Source organism: Leisingera sp. ABM4_101 (assembly GCF_056158725.1).
The window spans coordinates 2,544,367-2,559,455 of the sequence record NZ_JBSWTV010000002.1 but is presented as its reverse complement, the minus strand read 5'-3'; the positions used below and the strand labels follow the sequence as shown (position 1 = coordinate 2,559,455).

Sequence of the window (15,089 nt, the reverse complement as noted above, 5' to 3'; positions counted from 1 at the left end):
ATGGAACTTCTCGTTGCCTCTGCCGTGGGCATCCTGACGGCGGCAGGTGTCTACCTGATCCTGCGCCGCCGCAGCTTTCCGGTGATCCTGGGCCTGTCGCTCCTGACCTATGCGGTCAACGTCTTCCTGTTTGCCACCGGCAGGCTGGTCACCGGCGCGCCGCCGATCCTCAACAAGTATGAGGAGGTCGCCTATACCGACCCGCTGCCGCAGGCGCTGGTGCTGACCGCCATCGTGATCTCCTTTGGCATGACGGCCGTGGTGGTGATGATCGCGCTGGGGGCGTATCTCTCGTCCCGCGATGACGGCACCGCCATGCCCATTGAGGCAGACGGCGCAGAGGAGGACGCATGATGGAGCATCTTTTGATCGCGCCGGTGGTGCTGCCGGCCCTTGTTGCCCCCTTCATCATCATGGTGCTGCGCCACCATCTGGACCTGCAGCGGATCTTCTCGCTGGCCAGCGCAGTGCTGCTGGCAGGCGTCACCCTGGCGCTGGCCGCGCAGGCCGCTGACGGCACAGTAAAGGTCTACGAACTCGGCGACTGGCCCGCGCCTTTTGGAATTGTGCTGGTGCTGGACCGGCTGTCGGCGATGATGATCGTGCTCACGTCGCTCTTGGCGCTGCCGGTGCTGCTTTATGCCATCGGCTCAGGCTGGGATACCCGCGGCGCCAACTTCCACGCGCTGTTCCAGTTCCAGCTGATGGGCATCATGGGCGCCTTCCTGACCGGCGACGCCTTCAACCTGTTTGTCTTCTTCGAGGTGCTGCTGATCGCCTCCTATGGTCTGATGATCCACTCCGGCGGCACCCGCCGTTTCCAGGCCGGCGTGCAGTATGTGGTGTTCAACCTCCTGGGCTCCACCCTGTTCCTGTTTGCGCTTGGCACGCTCTATTCCGTGACCGGCACCCTCAACATGGCCGACCTCGCCGTGAAGGTCGCCCAGATCCCGGCGGAGGACACCGCCCTCTTGCGCGTCGGCGCAGTGATGCTCCTCTTGGTGTTTGCCATCAAGGCATCGCTCCTGCCGCTGCACTTCTGGCTGCCCTCGGCCTACGCCAACGCACCGATGCCGGTGGCGGCACTCTTTGCCATCATGACCAAGGTCGGCGCCTATTCGATCCTGCGCATCTACACGCTGGTGTTCGGCCCCGAAGTCGAGGCCACCGCAGGCCTGACTGAAAGCTGGCTGCTGCCCGCCGCCCTTTTGACGCTTGGCGCCGGCGCCATCGGCGTCCTCGGCTCCAAGAAACTGGGCCGCCTCGCCGCCTTCGGCGCCATCGCCTCCATGGGCACGCTGCTGATCGCCATTTCGCTGTTCACCCAGACCGCCGCGGCGGCAGCACTTTACTACCTGGTGCATTCCACCCTGGCAGCAGCGCTCTTGTTCCTGGTCGCTGATCTGGTGATGGAGCGTCAGGGCCAGTGGATCCTGCCGCAGCTGCCCATGCCGCAGACCGGGCTGATCTCGGCGCTGTTCTTTGCCGCCGCCATCGCGCTGGCTGGGATGCCGCCGCTGTCGGGCTTCCTGGGCAAGCTCTTGGTGCTGGACGCCACCCGCGGCGCCGCGCTGGCGCCCTGGATCTGGGGCGTGATCCTGCTGGGCTCGCTCATCACCATCATCGGCATGGCGCGTGCAGGCTCGCTCCTGTTCTGGAAAGGCCACGGCCTGCCACCCGAAGATACCGGCACCAGCGCAGAGCCGCCGGTGGGCACATTGCCCGCCCGCCCGGCGCAGCTGCCCTTCGTGGCCTGCTTTGGCCTCCTTGGCGGGCTGATTGCGCTCACCGTCTTTGCAGGCCCCGCCACCCGCTACGCCGAGGCAACGGCAGCACAGCTCTATGCGCCCACGGCCTATATCGACACCGTTCTGGGGAGGACCGCGGAATGAAACTGATCTGGCGGCTGTTCCCGCACCCGTTCCTCACCCTTCTGCTGACCCTCACCTGGCTCCTGATGGTGAACCGGTGGTCGCTGAACTCGCTGGTCTTCGGCTTCCTGTTGGGGGTCATCATCCCCTTCGTGACCCAGCCCTACTGGCCCAACCGCCCCACCCTGCGCCGCCCGTTCAAAATCGCGGAATACATCCTGGTGGTGCTCTTGGACATCGTGCAGGCCAATATCATCGTCGCCCGCATCGTTCTGTTCAAACCCAACGCCGACCGGCGCCCGAACTGGATCACCGTCCCGCTGGACCTGAAAACACCCGAGGCGATCACTGCCCTTGCAGGCACCATCACCATGACCCCCGGCACCCTGTCGGCGGATGTCTCGGACGAGGGCCACGCCCTGCTGGTCCATTGCCTGGATGCCCCCAACCCCGACGCGGTGCGGGATGAAATCAAACAGCGCTACGAGCGCCGGCTGATGGAGATTTTCGAATGATCGAAAGCGCCGCCACCTTTGCCTTCGCCTGCTTCGCGCTCGCCATGCTGATGAACCTCTGGAAGGTCGTCACCGCCCCCGACGTCGCCGACCGTATCCTGGCGCTCGACACCATGTTCATCAACGCCATCGCACTGATGGTCCTTTACGGCATGGCACTGGGGACTGAGATCTTCTTTGAGGCCGCGATGATCATCGCCATGCTTGGTTTTGTCTCCACCGTGGCCTATGCGCGCTTCATCCTGCGCGGCAACATCATCGAGTAAGGAGGCTAAGAGATGGAAACCCTTTTTGAATTCCTCGTTGCCGCCTTCCTGGTGACAGCCGGCATCTTCGGCATTGTCGGCTCCTTCGGTCTGCTGAAACTCAACGACCCGATGTCGCGCCTGCACGCGCCCACCAAGGCAACCACCCTTGGTGTCGGCGGCGTGCTGCTGGCCTCGATGCTGCACGCCGCAGCGTTTGAGAAGTATTTCTCCTACCACGAGCTGATGATCACCCTGTTCCTGTTCCTGACCGCACCGATCACGGCGAATTTCATTGCCAAGGTGCACATCCACCGGCAGGAAACCCGCGACACCATGCCCGAGGCCGGCGGCGACGATCACTGGGCCACCCATGACACGCCCGAGGACGAGGAACGCCGCCAGGCGTCCCAGACCCCGCCTGCCGAAGAATAAGCACGCCCAGCCAGGAAGGCCTAAACCGTGATCGACACCTCCCGCCTGCCGCTGACCCGTGACCTGGTTCTGGTTGGCGGCGGCCACACCCACGCGCTGGTCCTGCGCAAATGGGGGATGAAACCTCTGCCCGGCGCCCGGCTGACGGTGATCAACCCCGGTCCCACGGCCCCCTATTCCGGCATGCTGCCGGGCTTTGTGGCAGGTCATTACCAGCGGGACGAGCTGGACATCGACCTTGTCCGCCTCGCCCGTTTTGCAGGCGCGCGCGTGGTGCTGGGCGCCGCGGAGCATATCGACACCGCGGCGCAGCTCGTGCATGTGCCGGGCCGCCCGCCGATTGCCTATGACGTGGCGTCCGTCGACGTCGGCATCACCTCCGCCATGCCGGATCTGCCCGGCTTTGCCGAATACGGCATCCCGGCGAAACCTCTCGGCCGCTTCGCCGCCCAATGGGCTGCCTTCCGCGAAGGGGACGGCCCGGCCCGTGTTGCCGTGATCGGCGGCGGCGTCGCCGGGGTGGAGCTGATCCTGGCCATGGCCTATGCTCTCAAATCCCGCGGCCGTCTGGAACAAGCCACATTGATCGACAGCGGCGACGCCCTGCGCGCCATCGGCGCGACGGCCCGCCGCACTCTGCGACGCGCCTTGGTCGAACAGGGGGTGCGGCTTGAGGAAAACGCCAAAATCGAACGTATCGAGGAAGGCTACATCCTGCTGCAGGACGGGCGCGAGATCCTGTCGGATTTCGCCACCGGCGCCGCGGGCGCCCGCCCCTACGGCTGGCTCACCAACAGCGGGCTGGAACTGAACGACGGCTTCATCCGTGTCAGCGAAACCCTGCAAAGCACAGCCGAAAACGTCTTTGCCGCCGGCGACTGCGCCCATATGGATTTTGCCCCCCGCCCCAAGGCCGGCGTCTACGCCGTCCGCCAGGCACCGGTGCTCTACCATAACCTGCGCGCCCTGATGACTGGCGATCCCTTGCGCAAGTACAAGCCGCAGCAGGACTACCTGAAACTGATTTCCATGGGATCAAAGGAAGCGCTTGGCGAACGCTTCAGCACCACCCTCGCAGGGCCGCTGATGTGGACTTGGAAAGACCGTATCGACCAGGCTTTCATGGAGAAATTCCGCGACCTGCCCGCGATGGACCCGCCGGACCTGCCCGCAGAGCACACCCTGGATATGGAGGCGGCACTGGGTGACAAACCCATGTGCGGCGGCTGCGGCGCCAAGGTCGGGCGCGACGCGCTGCTCGGCACGCTTTCAGGGCTTGGCGGCACGGACCGCAAGGACATCACGCCCCTGCCCGGCGACGACGCGGCCCTTCTGACCACAGGCAACGTCAAGCAGGTGATCAGCACCGACCACCTGCGCAGCTTCACCAATGACCCGGTGCAGATGACCCGCATCGCCGCTGTCCACGCGCTTGGCGACATCTGGGCAATGGGGGCCGAGCCGCAGGCCGCCACCGCCAACCTGATCCTGCCGCGCATGTCCCCGGCCCTGCAGGCCCGCACCCTGCAGGAAATCATGACCGCCGCCGCAGAGGCCATGCAGGCAGCAGGCGCTGCCATCATCGGCGGCCACACTTCGCTGGGGGATGAGCTGACCGTGGGCTTCACCGTCACCGGCCTCTGCCCCCGCCCCGCAATCACCCTTGCAGGCGCCAAGCCGGGCGATGCCTTAATCCTGACCAAACCCCTCGGCTCCGGCGTGCTGATGGCCGCAGAAATGGCGGGCGAGGCAAATGGTGAATGGGTCGCCGCCGCGCTGGAGCAGATGGGCCAGCCGCAGGGCACCGCTGCCCGGATCCTGCAGGATGCGCATGCAATGACCGATGTCACCGGCTTCGGCCTCCTGGGCCATCTCCTGGGCATTTGCGAGGCGTCCGGAACCGGGGCAGAGCTGTCCGCCAGCAAGATCCCCCTGATGCAGGGCGCCGCCGAACTGGCAGACCGCGGCATCCGCTCCTCTCTGTTTCCCGCCAACCAGGCTGCTCTGCCAGAGCTGAATACCTCTGGCTGGCAAGACCTGCTGTTCGACCCGCAAACCGCAGGCGGCCTGCTGGCAGCTGCAGCCGCTGATCAGGCTGAAAACCTGCTGGCGCAGCTGCACGCCGCCGGATACCCGGCCGCCCGCATCGGCAAGATCACAGACGGCACCGGAACCATAACCCTCAGCGCCTGACTTCCCGAAAGGGCTGAGGGGAAAGCCCCTCTTGGCCCTTCGGGGCCAATTCACCCCGGAGTATTTTCAGATCAGAAAGAAGCGCAAAGACCGGGGCTTCTGTCTTGTTGCAAATACCTGGTCCCGCTGCGCGTCAGCGCAGCGCCACGCCCAACGGGAGCGGGGTATCGCAGATGCCCCGGCGACGGGCGGGAGATCCCCTGTCAGAGACCAGACATGCACTGCGCCACTTGCGCCGCGGCGGCGTTCAACCCCGCCTCATCCAGCGTATCCGCTTCGACCGTGGCGGCCACCTCCGCGCCAATGGCCGCACGGGACTTGCGGTAAGCGGGGTCGTAGTGTTCCACCATCAGGGCTTGCGTCAACGCAGCCTTGTCCCCCGCCTCGATGCTGGCAAACCAGCCATCCACCACGGCCCCGGAACGATGGGCGCGCAGCGGTCCCAGCTTGTCCCTCAGGCGCTCCGCATCCGACAGGACATCGTCATAAGCTTCCACCAGATACCGGCAGCGCGCTGCCACCGGCACTTGCAAATCGATCCTAGGCGCCTGCTTCATCGCGTCCCAGACGGCGGGCGGGATGATCCGCTGGCCGATCTTGCTCGACTCAGCCTCCACCAGAACCGGGCGGGCCGGGTCCAGTTTCATCAGCGCGCCTGCCAAGGCGGATTCGAACCCCTTCTGCGAGGGTTGCGGCGCCGGCATATCCCCCAGAAGCGAGCCCCGGTGATTGGCCAGCCCCTCAAGATCCAGCACCTGCACGCCCAAGGCCCCGGCCCGTTTCAGCACCTCGGTCTTGGCCGATCCGGTATAGCCGTCCAGCGCCACCAGCCTATGCGGCAGCGCGGCTTGATAGAGCGCCGCATTCACCAGGCGGCGGTAGCTCTGATAGCCGCCCTCCACCACCTCGGCGCGCCAGCCGATCTGTTGCAGCATCCAGGTGAACGACCCCGACCGCTGGCCGCCGCGCCAGCAGTAGACCAGCGGCTTCCAGCCGCCCTCATGGTGGCTCAGGCTTTGCTCAATGTGGTTGGCGGCATTGCGGAACACCAGCGCCGCCCCCAGCTTGCGCGCCTTGAACGGGCTGTCCTGCACATAGATGGTGCCGACCGCGGCCCGTTCGTCATTGTCCAGCACCGGCAGGCTGATCGCCCCCGGCACATGATCCTCGGCATATTCCACCGGGCTGCGCACGTCGATCACGGTGTCGAACCCGTGCGCATAAAACTCTTGCAGGGAGGTGAATGTCAGCGCCATGCCCCATGCCTACCCCGCCCGTTCGGCAAGGAAAAGCCGCAATTGCCGCAGCTGCGGCAATAAAACTTGCGCGCACTGCGCACAGTTCAGTAAGGCAATCAGGGCAATGTACACCCGCCCCTGCTGAACGCCCGGCAGCTCCTGAAAGGCAAGAAACAGACGGCCATGGACAACGACCCTTTGGACATCCACACCCTGCCCGGCCACCTGATCCGGCGGCTGCACCAGATCTCCGTGGCCCAATTCCTGGAACGGATGGCCGAAGAAGGCACCGACCTGACGCCGGTGCAGTTTTCTGCCTTGGCGGCGATCCGGCAGCATCCCGGCATCGACCAGGCGTCGGTTGCAGGCCTCATTGCCTATGACCGTGCCACATTGGGCAAGGTTGTGGACCGGCTGGTGGAAAAAGGCCTGGTGGCGCGCCGGGTCTCCCAGGCCGACCGCCGCGCCCGCGAGGTCAGCCTGACCTGCGAAGGCGAAGCGCTGCTGGAGCGCATCCTGCCCATCGTGCGGGCCGCCCAGCCGCGCATCCTGACCGGCCTGACAGAAGCGGAGCAGGACGTCTTTACGAAACTGCTGCAAAAGGCGACCCTGGCGGCCAACGGCCTCAGCCGTGCGCCGCAGCGCGACCTGCCCGCCCGCGAGGCCGCCGAATAGGCTCAGATCAGCCGCCCGCGCGGGATGTCCTCCTCCCCGAAGGGCTCAATCAGCTCCGGCCCCTCAGCCCGGTTGGAGTTCACCGCCGGATCGACGCGGTGAAAGTCCAGCACGCCCTCCGGCCCCGGCAGCATCAGCCGGGCCGCGCCATGGCCCTCCTCGCCCAGCCATTTGGCCCAATCCCCAGGTTCCAGGATCAGCGGCATCCGGTGGTGGATGGCAGACAGCCCCTGATTGGCCGCGGTGGTGACAATCGCGCAGGTCTTGACCGGATCATCCTCCCCCCAGCTCTGCCAGACCGCGGCAAAGGCAACCGGCGCGCCATCGCAGCGATGAATGTACCAGGGCAGCCGGGCGCCCTCCTCCGACTTGGTCCATTCATAAAACCCGCTGGCCGGAATCAGGCAGCGCCGCTCGCGGGCGGCCTTGGCAAAGGCGGGCTTCTGCGCAATCGTCTCCGCCCGCGCGTTGATCAGCAGCGGCCCGGCGGTCTCAGACTTGTACCAATGCGGCAGGAACCCCCAGCGCATCGCAACCAGCTGCCGCCCCGCACCGCCCGCCTGCACAACATGCACCGCGTTAGTCGGACAGACGTTGAAGTCCGGCACCTGGGGCAGATTATTCGCAGGCTGCGCCGCAAACAGCTGCGCCATTGCATCCGCAGGCAGGGTTATGGCAAATCGTCCGCACATGCTGATTTCTAACCCGGGCCGCGGCGCAGATGCAAAGCCTCGCCGGCTCAACGCTATTCAGCGGCTCTGACAGGATGATAGATAGGCCTTATGACTCTTCAGAATGATCTCCAATCCGCCTTGGGCTTTCTCAACCAGGGCAAGTTCAAACAGGCGCTGAAGCAGTCCAAGGGCGGCATGAAGCGGCACAAGAGCCACCCGGATTTCCCCAATATCGCCGGCATCTCATTGTCGGGCCTGGGCAAACACCGCGATGCTGTGCCTTATTTCAAGAAGGCGCTGGCACTGGCGCCCGGTTTTCACGACGCCCGCAAGAATCTGGCACAGACGCTGCTGTTCATGCAGCAGGGCGAACAGGCGATGAAACTGCTGGAGCGGGTGCTGAAAGACCAGCCCGGCGACCAGGCCGCGCTGTATCTGAAGGCGCAGGCAGAACTGATCATGAACGCGCTGGAAGCGGCCCTGGCTACCGCCAACGGCGCCTTGGCGCTTGATGCCAGACAGCCGCGTATGCTGCGGCTGCGGGCGATGGCGTGGAAAACCCTGGGCGATGAGAAGGCAGCGCTGGAGGATTACCAGGCCACCCTGCGCCTCAACCCCAATGATGTGGACGCGCTGATCAACATCAGCCTGCCCCTGGCCCGGCTCATGCGGCAGGAGGAGGCCACCAGCGCCGCGCAGAAGGCTGTCGCAGTGGATCCCCGCAATATTGAGGCCCGCCGCCGCCTGGCCAGCCAGCTGATCTCCAACGGCGAAAGCGCTGCGGCACGCGAGCAGTGCCTGGCCCTGATGGAGCTGGACCCCAAGGACACCCAGGTTCTGGAAATGCTGGCCCGCCTCAACAGCCGCGAGCAAAACACAGAGCTGCTGCCCATCGCACAAAAAGCGCTGAAGGCGGCCCCTGCAGGTTCGCTGGACCGTGCCAACATCAGCTTTGCCCTGGCGCGGATCTGCGACCAGGCCGGCGACAAGGCGGCCTTTGCCGCCCACAATGACGAGGCCAACGCCTGTATGGCGGCGCAGAATCCTTATGACTATGAAGATACCGAGCAGCAGTTCAGCCGGATCATGGCTGCCTTCCCGGCGGAGATCACCCCGGCGGAGACCGCGCCAGACGGTCCGCGCCCGGTCTATGTGGTGGGGATGCCGCGCTCGGGCACCACACTCACCGAAACGGTAATCGGCTCGCACCCGTCAGTTTTCCCGCTGGGCGAACGCGGCGTGCCGGCCTACCTGCTGCATCCCTACCTGGACCAGGATCAGCCGTTCACGCCTGAGGCCGTCCGCAACTTTGTGGCGGAGGACATCAGCCGCCTGCCCGAAATGCCCGAAGGCACCGCAGCCTATGTCGACAAGATGCCCGACAACTACCGTCTTCTGGGCCACCTGCTGACCGCCTACCCGGATGCACGTTTTGTTCATCTTTGCCGCGACCCGCGCGATGTCGCCCTGTCGATCTGGCGCGGCTATTTCTCCGGCAGCTCGCTCACCTATGCCTATGACCTGAAGGCAATGGCGCACCGCTTCAACCTTTATGGCCGGCTGATGCAGCACTGGCGGCAGGTGATGCCGGGCCGGATCTATGACCTGCGCTATGAAAACCTGGTTGCGGATATCGAGGGCGAAAGCCGCAAACTGGCAGAGTTCTGCGGGCTGGAGTGGGTCGAGGATATGGCCCACCCGGAACGGCACGAAGGCCAGGTTCTGACGCTGTCAAATACGCAAGTAAGGCAAACGGCGCACACGCGCTCAATCGGCAAATGGGAGAAATACACCGATGTTCTGGCGCCCTTCATCGACGGGCTGGACCCGGAAATATGGCCGGAAATCAAAGGTTAACGGACGTTACTTGGTGAAGGCCTTGCGTGCGATCTCGATCCGCGCGTCCATCATCGACATCTCTTTCAGGATCTCCTGCCGGCGGCTGCGGTCGCCGGCCTCGCGCAGCTCCGCCCGCAGGCGCTGCAGCTCGCGCGACAGGCTGACAAACTCCGGCACCCCGCCGCTTTCGCGCACCAGCCGGTTGACCAGCTCGTTCTCCGGATCCTCGCACTTCGGCAGCGGCCTGCCGGCGCCTTGCAGATTATCAAAGGCGCCGTCCTTCTCGGCGGCTTCGATGCGGGCGTTGATGAGGTCAATCAGCGGGTGGTCCATGCCCGCCATTCTGCCATGCGCGCGGGCGGTGCGAAAGCCCCCGCCCCCTGTTAACGAACGGGTGGCGAAGGTTAAGGATGCTTAAAAATAATGCGGCAGCCTTCCTGCCCGAATGTTTCGCGCGCGAAACATTGGGTCCGGTCCGGACCTATATGCCGCTGATTATTTCACCTGTAAAATCCGCCCGTCGGTATAGGGCGTATAGGGGCCTTGCGCGGCCAGATACTCCGCCAGCACATCCGCCAGGTCGGGGCCGAAATCATAGGCGTTCTTGTCGTCGCCCTCGAACATTGCATAGCCGTCGCCGCCATTGCGGACGTAATCGTTGGTAACCACCACATAGGTCTTGGCCGGATCAATGGGCACAAAGCCGTCGCCTTCAGCCACCAACACCTCTGTGACACGGCCCGCGTTCGGCGCGGCGGAGCTGTCCCAGCTGAATTTCAGCCCCGCCACCTGCGGAAACCGGCCCTTGACGTCCTCCACCTGGCTGACGCCGTTCTCCAGCGCCGCGACCAGCGTCTTGCCGTCAATCTGGAATGTCGAGAGCGTGTTCTGGAACGGCAGGATGGTCAGCACCTCGCCCATAGTAACCTCCCCCGCATCCAGGCTGGCCCGGATGCCGCCGGAGTTCGCAATGGCAATGGTCACGCCCTGATCCCGGACCCGGTCCAGCATCGCATCGGCCACCAGGTTGCCCATCTGGCATTCCTGCACCCGGCACACATCGCGGCTGCCCTCAACGGGTTCCGCGGCCTCTGCCACCACTTTGTTGCGGATCTCGTCCAGCGGCTGGGCCAGTTCAGCAATCCTGCTGAGGGTGGCATCATCTTCTGCAACTCCAGCATCCATGATCAGCGGCTCGCCTACGGCGCTGACAACATTGCCTGCATCGTCAAAAGTCACGTTCAGCTCACCCAGGAACTTGCCATAAGCATAGGCCTGCACGATCTGCACACCGTTCACCACGGTCGGGTAAGGCCCCGCGGCCTTCTCTGATGTATTGGAGAGGTAGGTATTCGAATGACCGCCGACGATCACATCCACACCGGAGGTCTCCGCTGCCACCCGCTGATCCACCCCGTAACCGGAGTGGCTGAGAACCACGATCTTATTGACGCCCTCGGCGGTCAGCCGGTCCACCTCCGCCTGCACCGCTGCCACCGGGTCGGAAAAATGCACGTGTTTGCCGGGGCTCGCCAGTTCATGGGTATCTTCCGGCGTCAGGCCGATCAGGCCGATCCTCTCACCGCCGCGCTCGATCACCGTGGATTTCTTCAGCACATCCGCCAGCGCAGGCTCGCCCGAGACATCCGCATTGGACATCAGCACCGGAAAGCCCACCGCATCCATGAACCCGCGAAGAACCTCCGGCCCGTCGTCGAATTCATGGTTGCCCACGGTCATCCCGTCATAACCCAGCTTGGTCATGAACTCCGCCGCGGCCTTGCCCTTGTAATAGGTGTAGAACAGCGATCCCTGAAACTGGTCGCCGCCATCCACCAGGATCGCATTCTCCGCCCGCGCCCGCGCGTCCGCTATGGCCGTCACCAGCCGCGCGGTGCCGCCGAAACACTTGCCCTCGGCCTGATCCTCCGCATCGCAGGTGCTGTCGTATTTGTTGATCGGCTCAAACCGTGAATGGAAGTCGTTGGTGTGCAGGATGGTCAGCTTGTACTCCGCCGCCGCCGCACCGGCGGTCAGGGCCAGGGCTGCAACCGATATGAGAATACGTGCAATCATGAGGAGCGCTCCCGTTGTTCTGTTTTAGGAGGAGCCTGCTCCCAAACCCCGCGCCGGTCAAAGGGGAAAAGCCGCCATGCTGCCTCCCCTTGCGTCAGCTTGACCGGCGGCTAGCCCCCAATCCCCCTTGATTCCTTTGCAAACGCAGGGCATCAGGCCGATATGCTGATTTACAAGATTTTCCGGGCGGACGAATGGGCCGCGCTGCAGGCCGCGGGCGAGACGCCGGGCGCGCCGATCGATGTTGCGGACGGCTACGTCCATTTCTCCACCGCCACTCAGGCAGCGGAAACCGCAGCCAAGCATTTTGCCGGCGCCGAGGGGCTTACCCTGCTGGCCTGCGACGCGGATGCGATGGGCGCGGACCTGAAGTGGGAAGTGTCCCGCGGCGGTGCCGAGTTCCCGCATCTCTACCGCAATATCCGCATGGGTGACGTGCTCTGGGCCAAGCCGCTGCCGCTGGTCGGGGGCATCCATCAGTTCCCGGAGGAGATGGCATGAAGCTGACTGAAAAGCTGGCCCTGGCGGCGATGCACCGGATTGATCCGGAGGCGGCACATGGCCTGTCAGTGAAGGCGCTGACCATGGGGCTGGCGCCTGCCCCCGGCCCGGTGATCTCTGCCCGGTTGAAAACAACGCTGGCAGGGATCGAGCTGCCGAACCCGGTCGGGCTGGCGGCAGGCTATGACAAGAACGCCGAGGCTCTGGCGCCGCTGGCGAAATCCGGTTTCGGCTTTATCGAGGTCGGCGCGGCCACCCCACGCCCGCAGCCCGGCAACCCCAAACCGCGCCTGTTCCGCCTGACCGAGGACAAGGCGGCGATCAACCGTTTCGGTTTCAACAACGAGGGAATGGAGGCCATCGGCGCGCGTCTGGCACAGCGCCCGCGCGATGCGGTGATCGGCTTGAACCTCGGCGCCAACAAGGACAGCGCGGACCGCGCCGCGGACTTTGCCAAGGTGCTGGCCCACTGCGGCGCGCATCTGGATTTTGCAACCGTCAACGTGTCCTCCCCCAACACCGAAAAGCTGCGCGACTTGCAGGGCAAGGCGGCACTGTCGGCGCTGCTGGCGGGCGTGATCGAAACCCGCGAGGGGCTGTCGCGCCGGGTGCCGGTGTTCCTCAAGATCGCGCCGGACCTGGACCGCGCAGGGATCGAGGACATTGCCGCAGTCGCGCTGGAAACCGGCATCGACGCAGTGATTGCCACCAACACCACCCTGTCGCGCGACGGGTTGCAGAGCGCCCACAAAGACGAGGCCGGCGGTCTGTCCGGCGCGCCGCTGTTTGAGAAATCCACCCGCGTTCTGGCACAGCTGTCGGAGCTGCTGGACGGCAAGGTGCCGCTGGTCGGCGTCGGCGGCATCAGCACCGCGGAACAGGCCTATGCCAAAATCTGCGCCGGTGCGAGCGCCGTGCAGTTCTACACCGCGATGGTCTATGGCGGGTTGTCGCTGGCCGGCGAGATTGCCCGCGGGCTGGACGAACTGCTGGCGCGGGACGGGTTCGAGAACGTCGCGCAAGCGGTTGGAAGCAAACGGAAGGAATGGCTGTGATCACCTATTGGCATTACCCGAAATGCTCAAAATCCCGCGCGGGCCTCGTGCTGCTTGAGGAGCGCGGCGCAGAGGTGCAGACGCGTGCCTATCTGGAGGATGCGCCCTCGGTTCAGGAACTGAAGGCCGTTTTGGCCGCGCTTGGCGTCTCTGCAGTTCAGATGATGCGGACCGGCGAGAAGATCTTCAAGGAGCTGGGACTTACAAAGGACAGCGCCGAGGAGGAACTGCTGGCTGCGATGGCAGCGCATCCGATCCTGATTGAGCGCCCAATTGCCATCAAAGACGGCAAGGCCGTGATCGGCCGCCCGACCGAGGCGATCGAAACCTTGCTCTGACCGTTTCCCGGCGCGGGAAACGGCCAAAAATCCTGCGAGGATTTTTGGGGGTGCAAAGCACCGGTTTTCCGCGCCGGAAAACAGGCCGGAATTCTCGCAGAATTCCGGCTGTCTCAGACGCCCACCTGCGCCTCTAGCCGCGGGTAGCGCAGGCCCAGCGTCACGCCGCGGGCAATGTTCAGCACAATCAGTGCGGCCCACAGGCCGTGATTGCCAAAGGCCGGCACCAGCACCAGTAGCGCCACCACGTAGATAGCCACCGATTGCAGCATCGCCCACCGCATGTCGCGGGTCCAGGTGGCACCGATATAGATGCCATCGAACATATAGCTGGCGACACTGAGCACGGGCAGCACGGCGGCCCAGACCAGGAACATCCGCCCTGCCTCGCGCACCTCCTGCGAGGTGGACATCAGATCAATCAGCCATGGCCCGCCGGCTGCAAAGGCTATGCCCAGCAGCACCGCACCGCCCACGCCCCATTGCGAGGTGATCACCGACGCCCGGCGCACGCGATCCCGCGCTTTGGCACCGACAGCCCCGCCCACCAGCGCCTCAGCCGAGAAGGCAAATCCATCGAGCGCAAAGGCGGTGATCTCGACAAATTGCAGCAGGATCTGGTTGGCGGCGAGGTTCACGTCGCCGATGCCGGAGCCGATGAACAGGAAGGTGGTGAAGGAGCCGGTGAGCAGAACCGAGCGCACCATGATGTCGCCGTTCACCTGCATCATCCGTTTCAGCCGCGCCGGATCAAACACCCGCGCCCAGTCGCGCCATTGATCACCACCAAAGGCATCGCGGCAAAGATACAGCCCCAATGCCAGGCCGCTCCATTCGGCGATCAGTGTGGCGATGGCAACGCCCTCCACCCCCCAGCCGAGGCCAAGGACGAACCACAGGTCCAGCACGATGTTCAGCCCGTTCATCCAGACCTGCAGCAGGAACACGCCGCGGGTGCGCTCCACCGCGATCAGCCAGCCGGTGACGGCGTAAAGCGCAATGGTGGCAGGTGCCCCCCAGATGCGGATCTGCAGGTAGTCACGGGCCAGGCTTTCGACCTCGGCACTGGCGGGTGCCAGCGCAAAAGCGCCCCAGAACACAGCGCCTTGCGCAACTATGAAGACGGCTCCGGCGGCAAAGGCGAGCAGCAAGCCGCGCATCAGCAGCGCGCCGGTTTCACCCCAGTCCCCCGCGCCGCGGGCCTGTGCCGCCAGCCCGGTGGTGCCCATGCGCAGGAAGCCGAAGATCCAGTAGATCGTTGCCAGAATCACTGCACCGATACCGACCGCGCCGATTGGCGCGGCCTCGCCCATCTGGCCGACCACGCCGGTATCCACGGCCCCAAGGATAGGCACCGTGGCGTTCGACAGCACAATCGGCAATGCGATGCTGAGCACCCGTTTATGGGTGATCTCGGTGTCCGCGCTGGTCATC

General features: G+C 64.8%; 16 protein-coding genes. 11 read left to right on the top strand and 5 right to left on the bottom strand.

Features of this window, described 5'->3' with window-relative positions:
• The 6 genes from ACXAEK_RS13695 to selD are packed head-to-tail and all read left to right on the top strand — an operon-like array spanning nt 1 to nt 5,259.
• Nucleotides 1–354: a Na+/H+ antiporter subunit C gene (locus ACXAEK_RS13695; protein WP_475042686.1), complete on the top strand. Its 354-nt coding sequence runs from the start codon at nt 1–3 to the stop codon at nt 352–354.
• Nucleotides 354–1,892 carry a monovalent cation/H+ antiporter subunit D gene (locus tag ACXAEK_RS13690; RefSeq protein ID WP_475045276.1) on the top strand — a complete coding sequence of 513 codons (1,539 nt, stop codon included), beginning with the start codon at nt 354–356 and terminating at the stop codon, nt 1,890–1,892. Before ACXAEK_RS13695 ends, ACXAEK_RS13690 begins: the two co-directional genes overlap by 1 nt.
• Nucleotides 1,889–2,386, top strand: coding sequence for a Na+/H+ antiporter subunit E (locus ACXAEK_RS13685; RefSeq protein ID WP_475042685.1), 498 nt, complete (start codon nt 1,889–1,891; stop codon nt 2,384–2,386). The genes ACXAEK_RS13690 and ACXAEK_RS13685 overlap by 4 nt, the downstream gene beginning before the upstream one ends.
• Complete coding sequence (locus ACXAEK_RS13680; protein ID WP_019295814.1) at nt 2,383–2,652, top strand: K+/H+ antiporter subunit F; 270 nt, start codon at nt 2,383–2,385, stop codon at nt 2,650–2,652. Before ACXAEK_RS13685 ends, ACXAEK_RS13680 begins: the two co-directional genes overlap by 4 nt.
• A 12-nt stretch (nt 2,653–2,664) precedes the next feature.
• Nucleotides 2,665–3,066: a Na+/H+ antiporter subunit G gene (locus tag ACXAEK_RS13675; protein WP_475042683.1), complete on the top strand. Its 402-nt coding sequence runs from the start codon at nt 2,665–2,667 to the stop codon at nt 3,064–3,066.
• 30 nt (nt 3,067–3,096) lie between these two features.
• A complete protein-coding gene (gene selD, locus ACXAEK_RS13670; protein WP_475045274.1) occupies nt 3,097–5,259 on the top strand; it encodes a selenide, water dikinase SelD in 2,163 nt (720 codons plus the stop codon).
• 203 nt (nt 5,260–5,462) lie between these two features.
• Here the strand turns inward: selD and mnmH are convergent, their stop codons facing one another.
• The gene (gene mnmH, locus ACXAEK_RS13665; RefSeq protein ID WP_475042682.1) at nt 5,463–6,515 is read right to left on the bottom strand and encodes a tRNA 2-selenouridine(34) synthase MnmH; all 1,053 of its coding nucleotides are present in this window, start codon (nt 6,513–6,515) and stop codon (nt 5,463–5,465) included.
• Between the two features lie 165 nt (nt 6,516–6,680).
• Here mnmH and ACXAEK_RS13660 point away from each other — a divergent pair, with 165 nt between their 5' ends.
• Entirely contained in the window at nt 6,681–7,172 is a 492-nt protein-coding gene (locus ACXAEK_RS13660) for a MarR family winged helix-turn-helix transcriptional regulator (RefSeq protein WP_475042680.1), read from the top strand.
• Nucleotides 7,173–7,174: 2 nt separating this feature from the next.
• Here the strand turns inward: ACXAEK_RS13660 and ACXAEK_RS13655 are convergent, their stop codons facing one another.
• Nucleotides 7,175–7,864 (bottom strand): SOS response-associated peptidase, encoded by a 690-nt coding sequence (locus tag ACXAEK_RS13655; protein WP_475042678.1) that lies wholly within the window; start codon nt 7,862–7,864, stop codon nt 7,175–7,177.
• Between the two features lie 90 nt (nt 7,865–7,954).
• On the opposite strand from ACXAEK_RS13655, the gene ACXAEK_RS13650 reads away from it, so the two are divergent.
• Nucleotides 7,955–9,703, top strand: a complete 1,749-nt coding sequence (locus ACXAEK_RS13650) for a tetratricopeptide repeat-containing sulfotransferase family protein (protein WP_475042677.1) — start codon at nt 7,955–7,957, stop codon at nt 9,701–9,703.
• A gap of 6 nt (nt 9,704–9,709) precedes the next feature.
• Here ACXAEK_RS13650 and ACXAEK_RS13645 read toward each other — a convergent pair whose 3' ends face one another.
• Nucleotides 9,710–10,018, bottom strand: coding sequence for a DnaJ family domain-containing protein (locus ACXAEK_RS13645; protein WP_475042676.1), 309 nt, complete (start codon nt 10,016–10,018; stop codon nt 9,710–9,712).
• Nucleotides 10,019–10,180: 162 nt separating this feature from the next.
• Nucleotides 10,181–11,761: a bifunctional metallophosphatase/5'-nucleotidase gene (locus ACXAEK_RS13640; protein WP_475042674.1), complete on the bottom strand. Its 1,581-nt coding sequence runs from the start codon at nt 11,759–11,761 to the stop codon at nt 10,181–10,183.
• Nucleotides 11,762–11,923: 162 nt separating this feature from the next.
• Here ACXAEK_RS13640 and ACXAEK_RS13635 point away from each other — a divergent pair, with 162 nt between their 5' ends.
• From ACXAEK_RS13635 to arsC, 3 genes are read left to right on the top strand one after another with little or no spacing between them, the layout of a single operon-like run.
• Nucleotides 11,924–12,262, top strand: coding sequence for a DUF952 domain-containing protein (locus tag ACXAEK_RS13635; protein WP_475042673.1), 339 nt, complete (start codon nt 11,924–11,926; stop codon nt 12,260–12,262).
• Entirely contained in the window at nt 12,259–13,317 is a 1,059-nt protein-coding gene (locus ACXAEK_RS13630) for a quinone-dependent dihydroorotate dehydrogenase (RefSeq protein WP_475042671.1), read from the top strand. The genes ACXAEK_RS13635 and ACXAEK_RS13630 overlap by 4 nt, the downstream gene beginning before the upstream one ends.
• Nucleotides 13,314–13,655, top strand: a complete 342-nt coding sequence (gene arsC, locus ACXAEK_RS13625) for an arsenate reductase (glutaredoxin) (protein WP_475045272.1) — start codon at nt 13,314–13,316, stop codon at nt 13,653–13,655. Before ACXAEK_RS13630 ends, arsC begins: the two co-directional genes overlap by 4 nt.
• A gap of 113 nt (nt 13,656–13,768) precedes the next feature.
• Here the strand turns inward: arsC and ACXAEK_RS13620 are convergent, their stop codons facing one another.
• Nucleotides 13,769–15,088 carry an MATE family efflux transporter gene (locus ACXAEK_RS13620; RefSeq protein WP_475042670.1) on the bottom strand — a complete coding sequence of 440 codons (1,320 nt, stop codon included), beginning with the start codon at nt 15,086–15,088 and terminating at the stop codon, nt 13,769–13,771.
• Between the last annotated feature and the right edge of the window lies 1 nt (nt 15,089).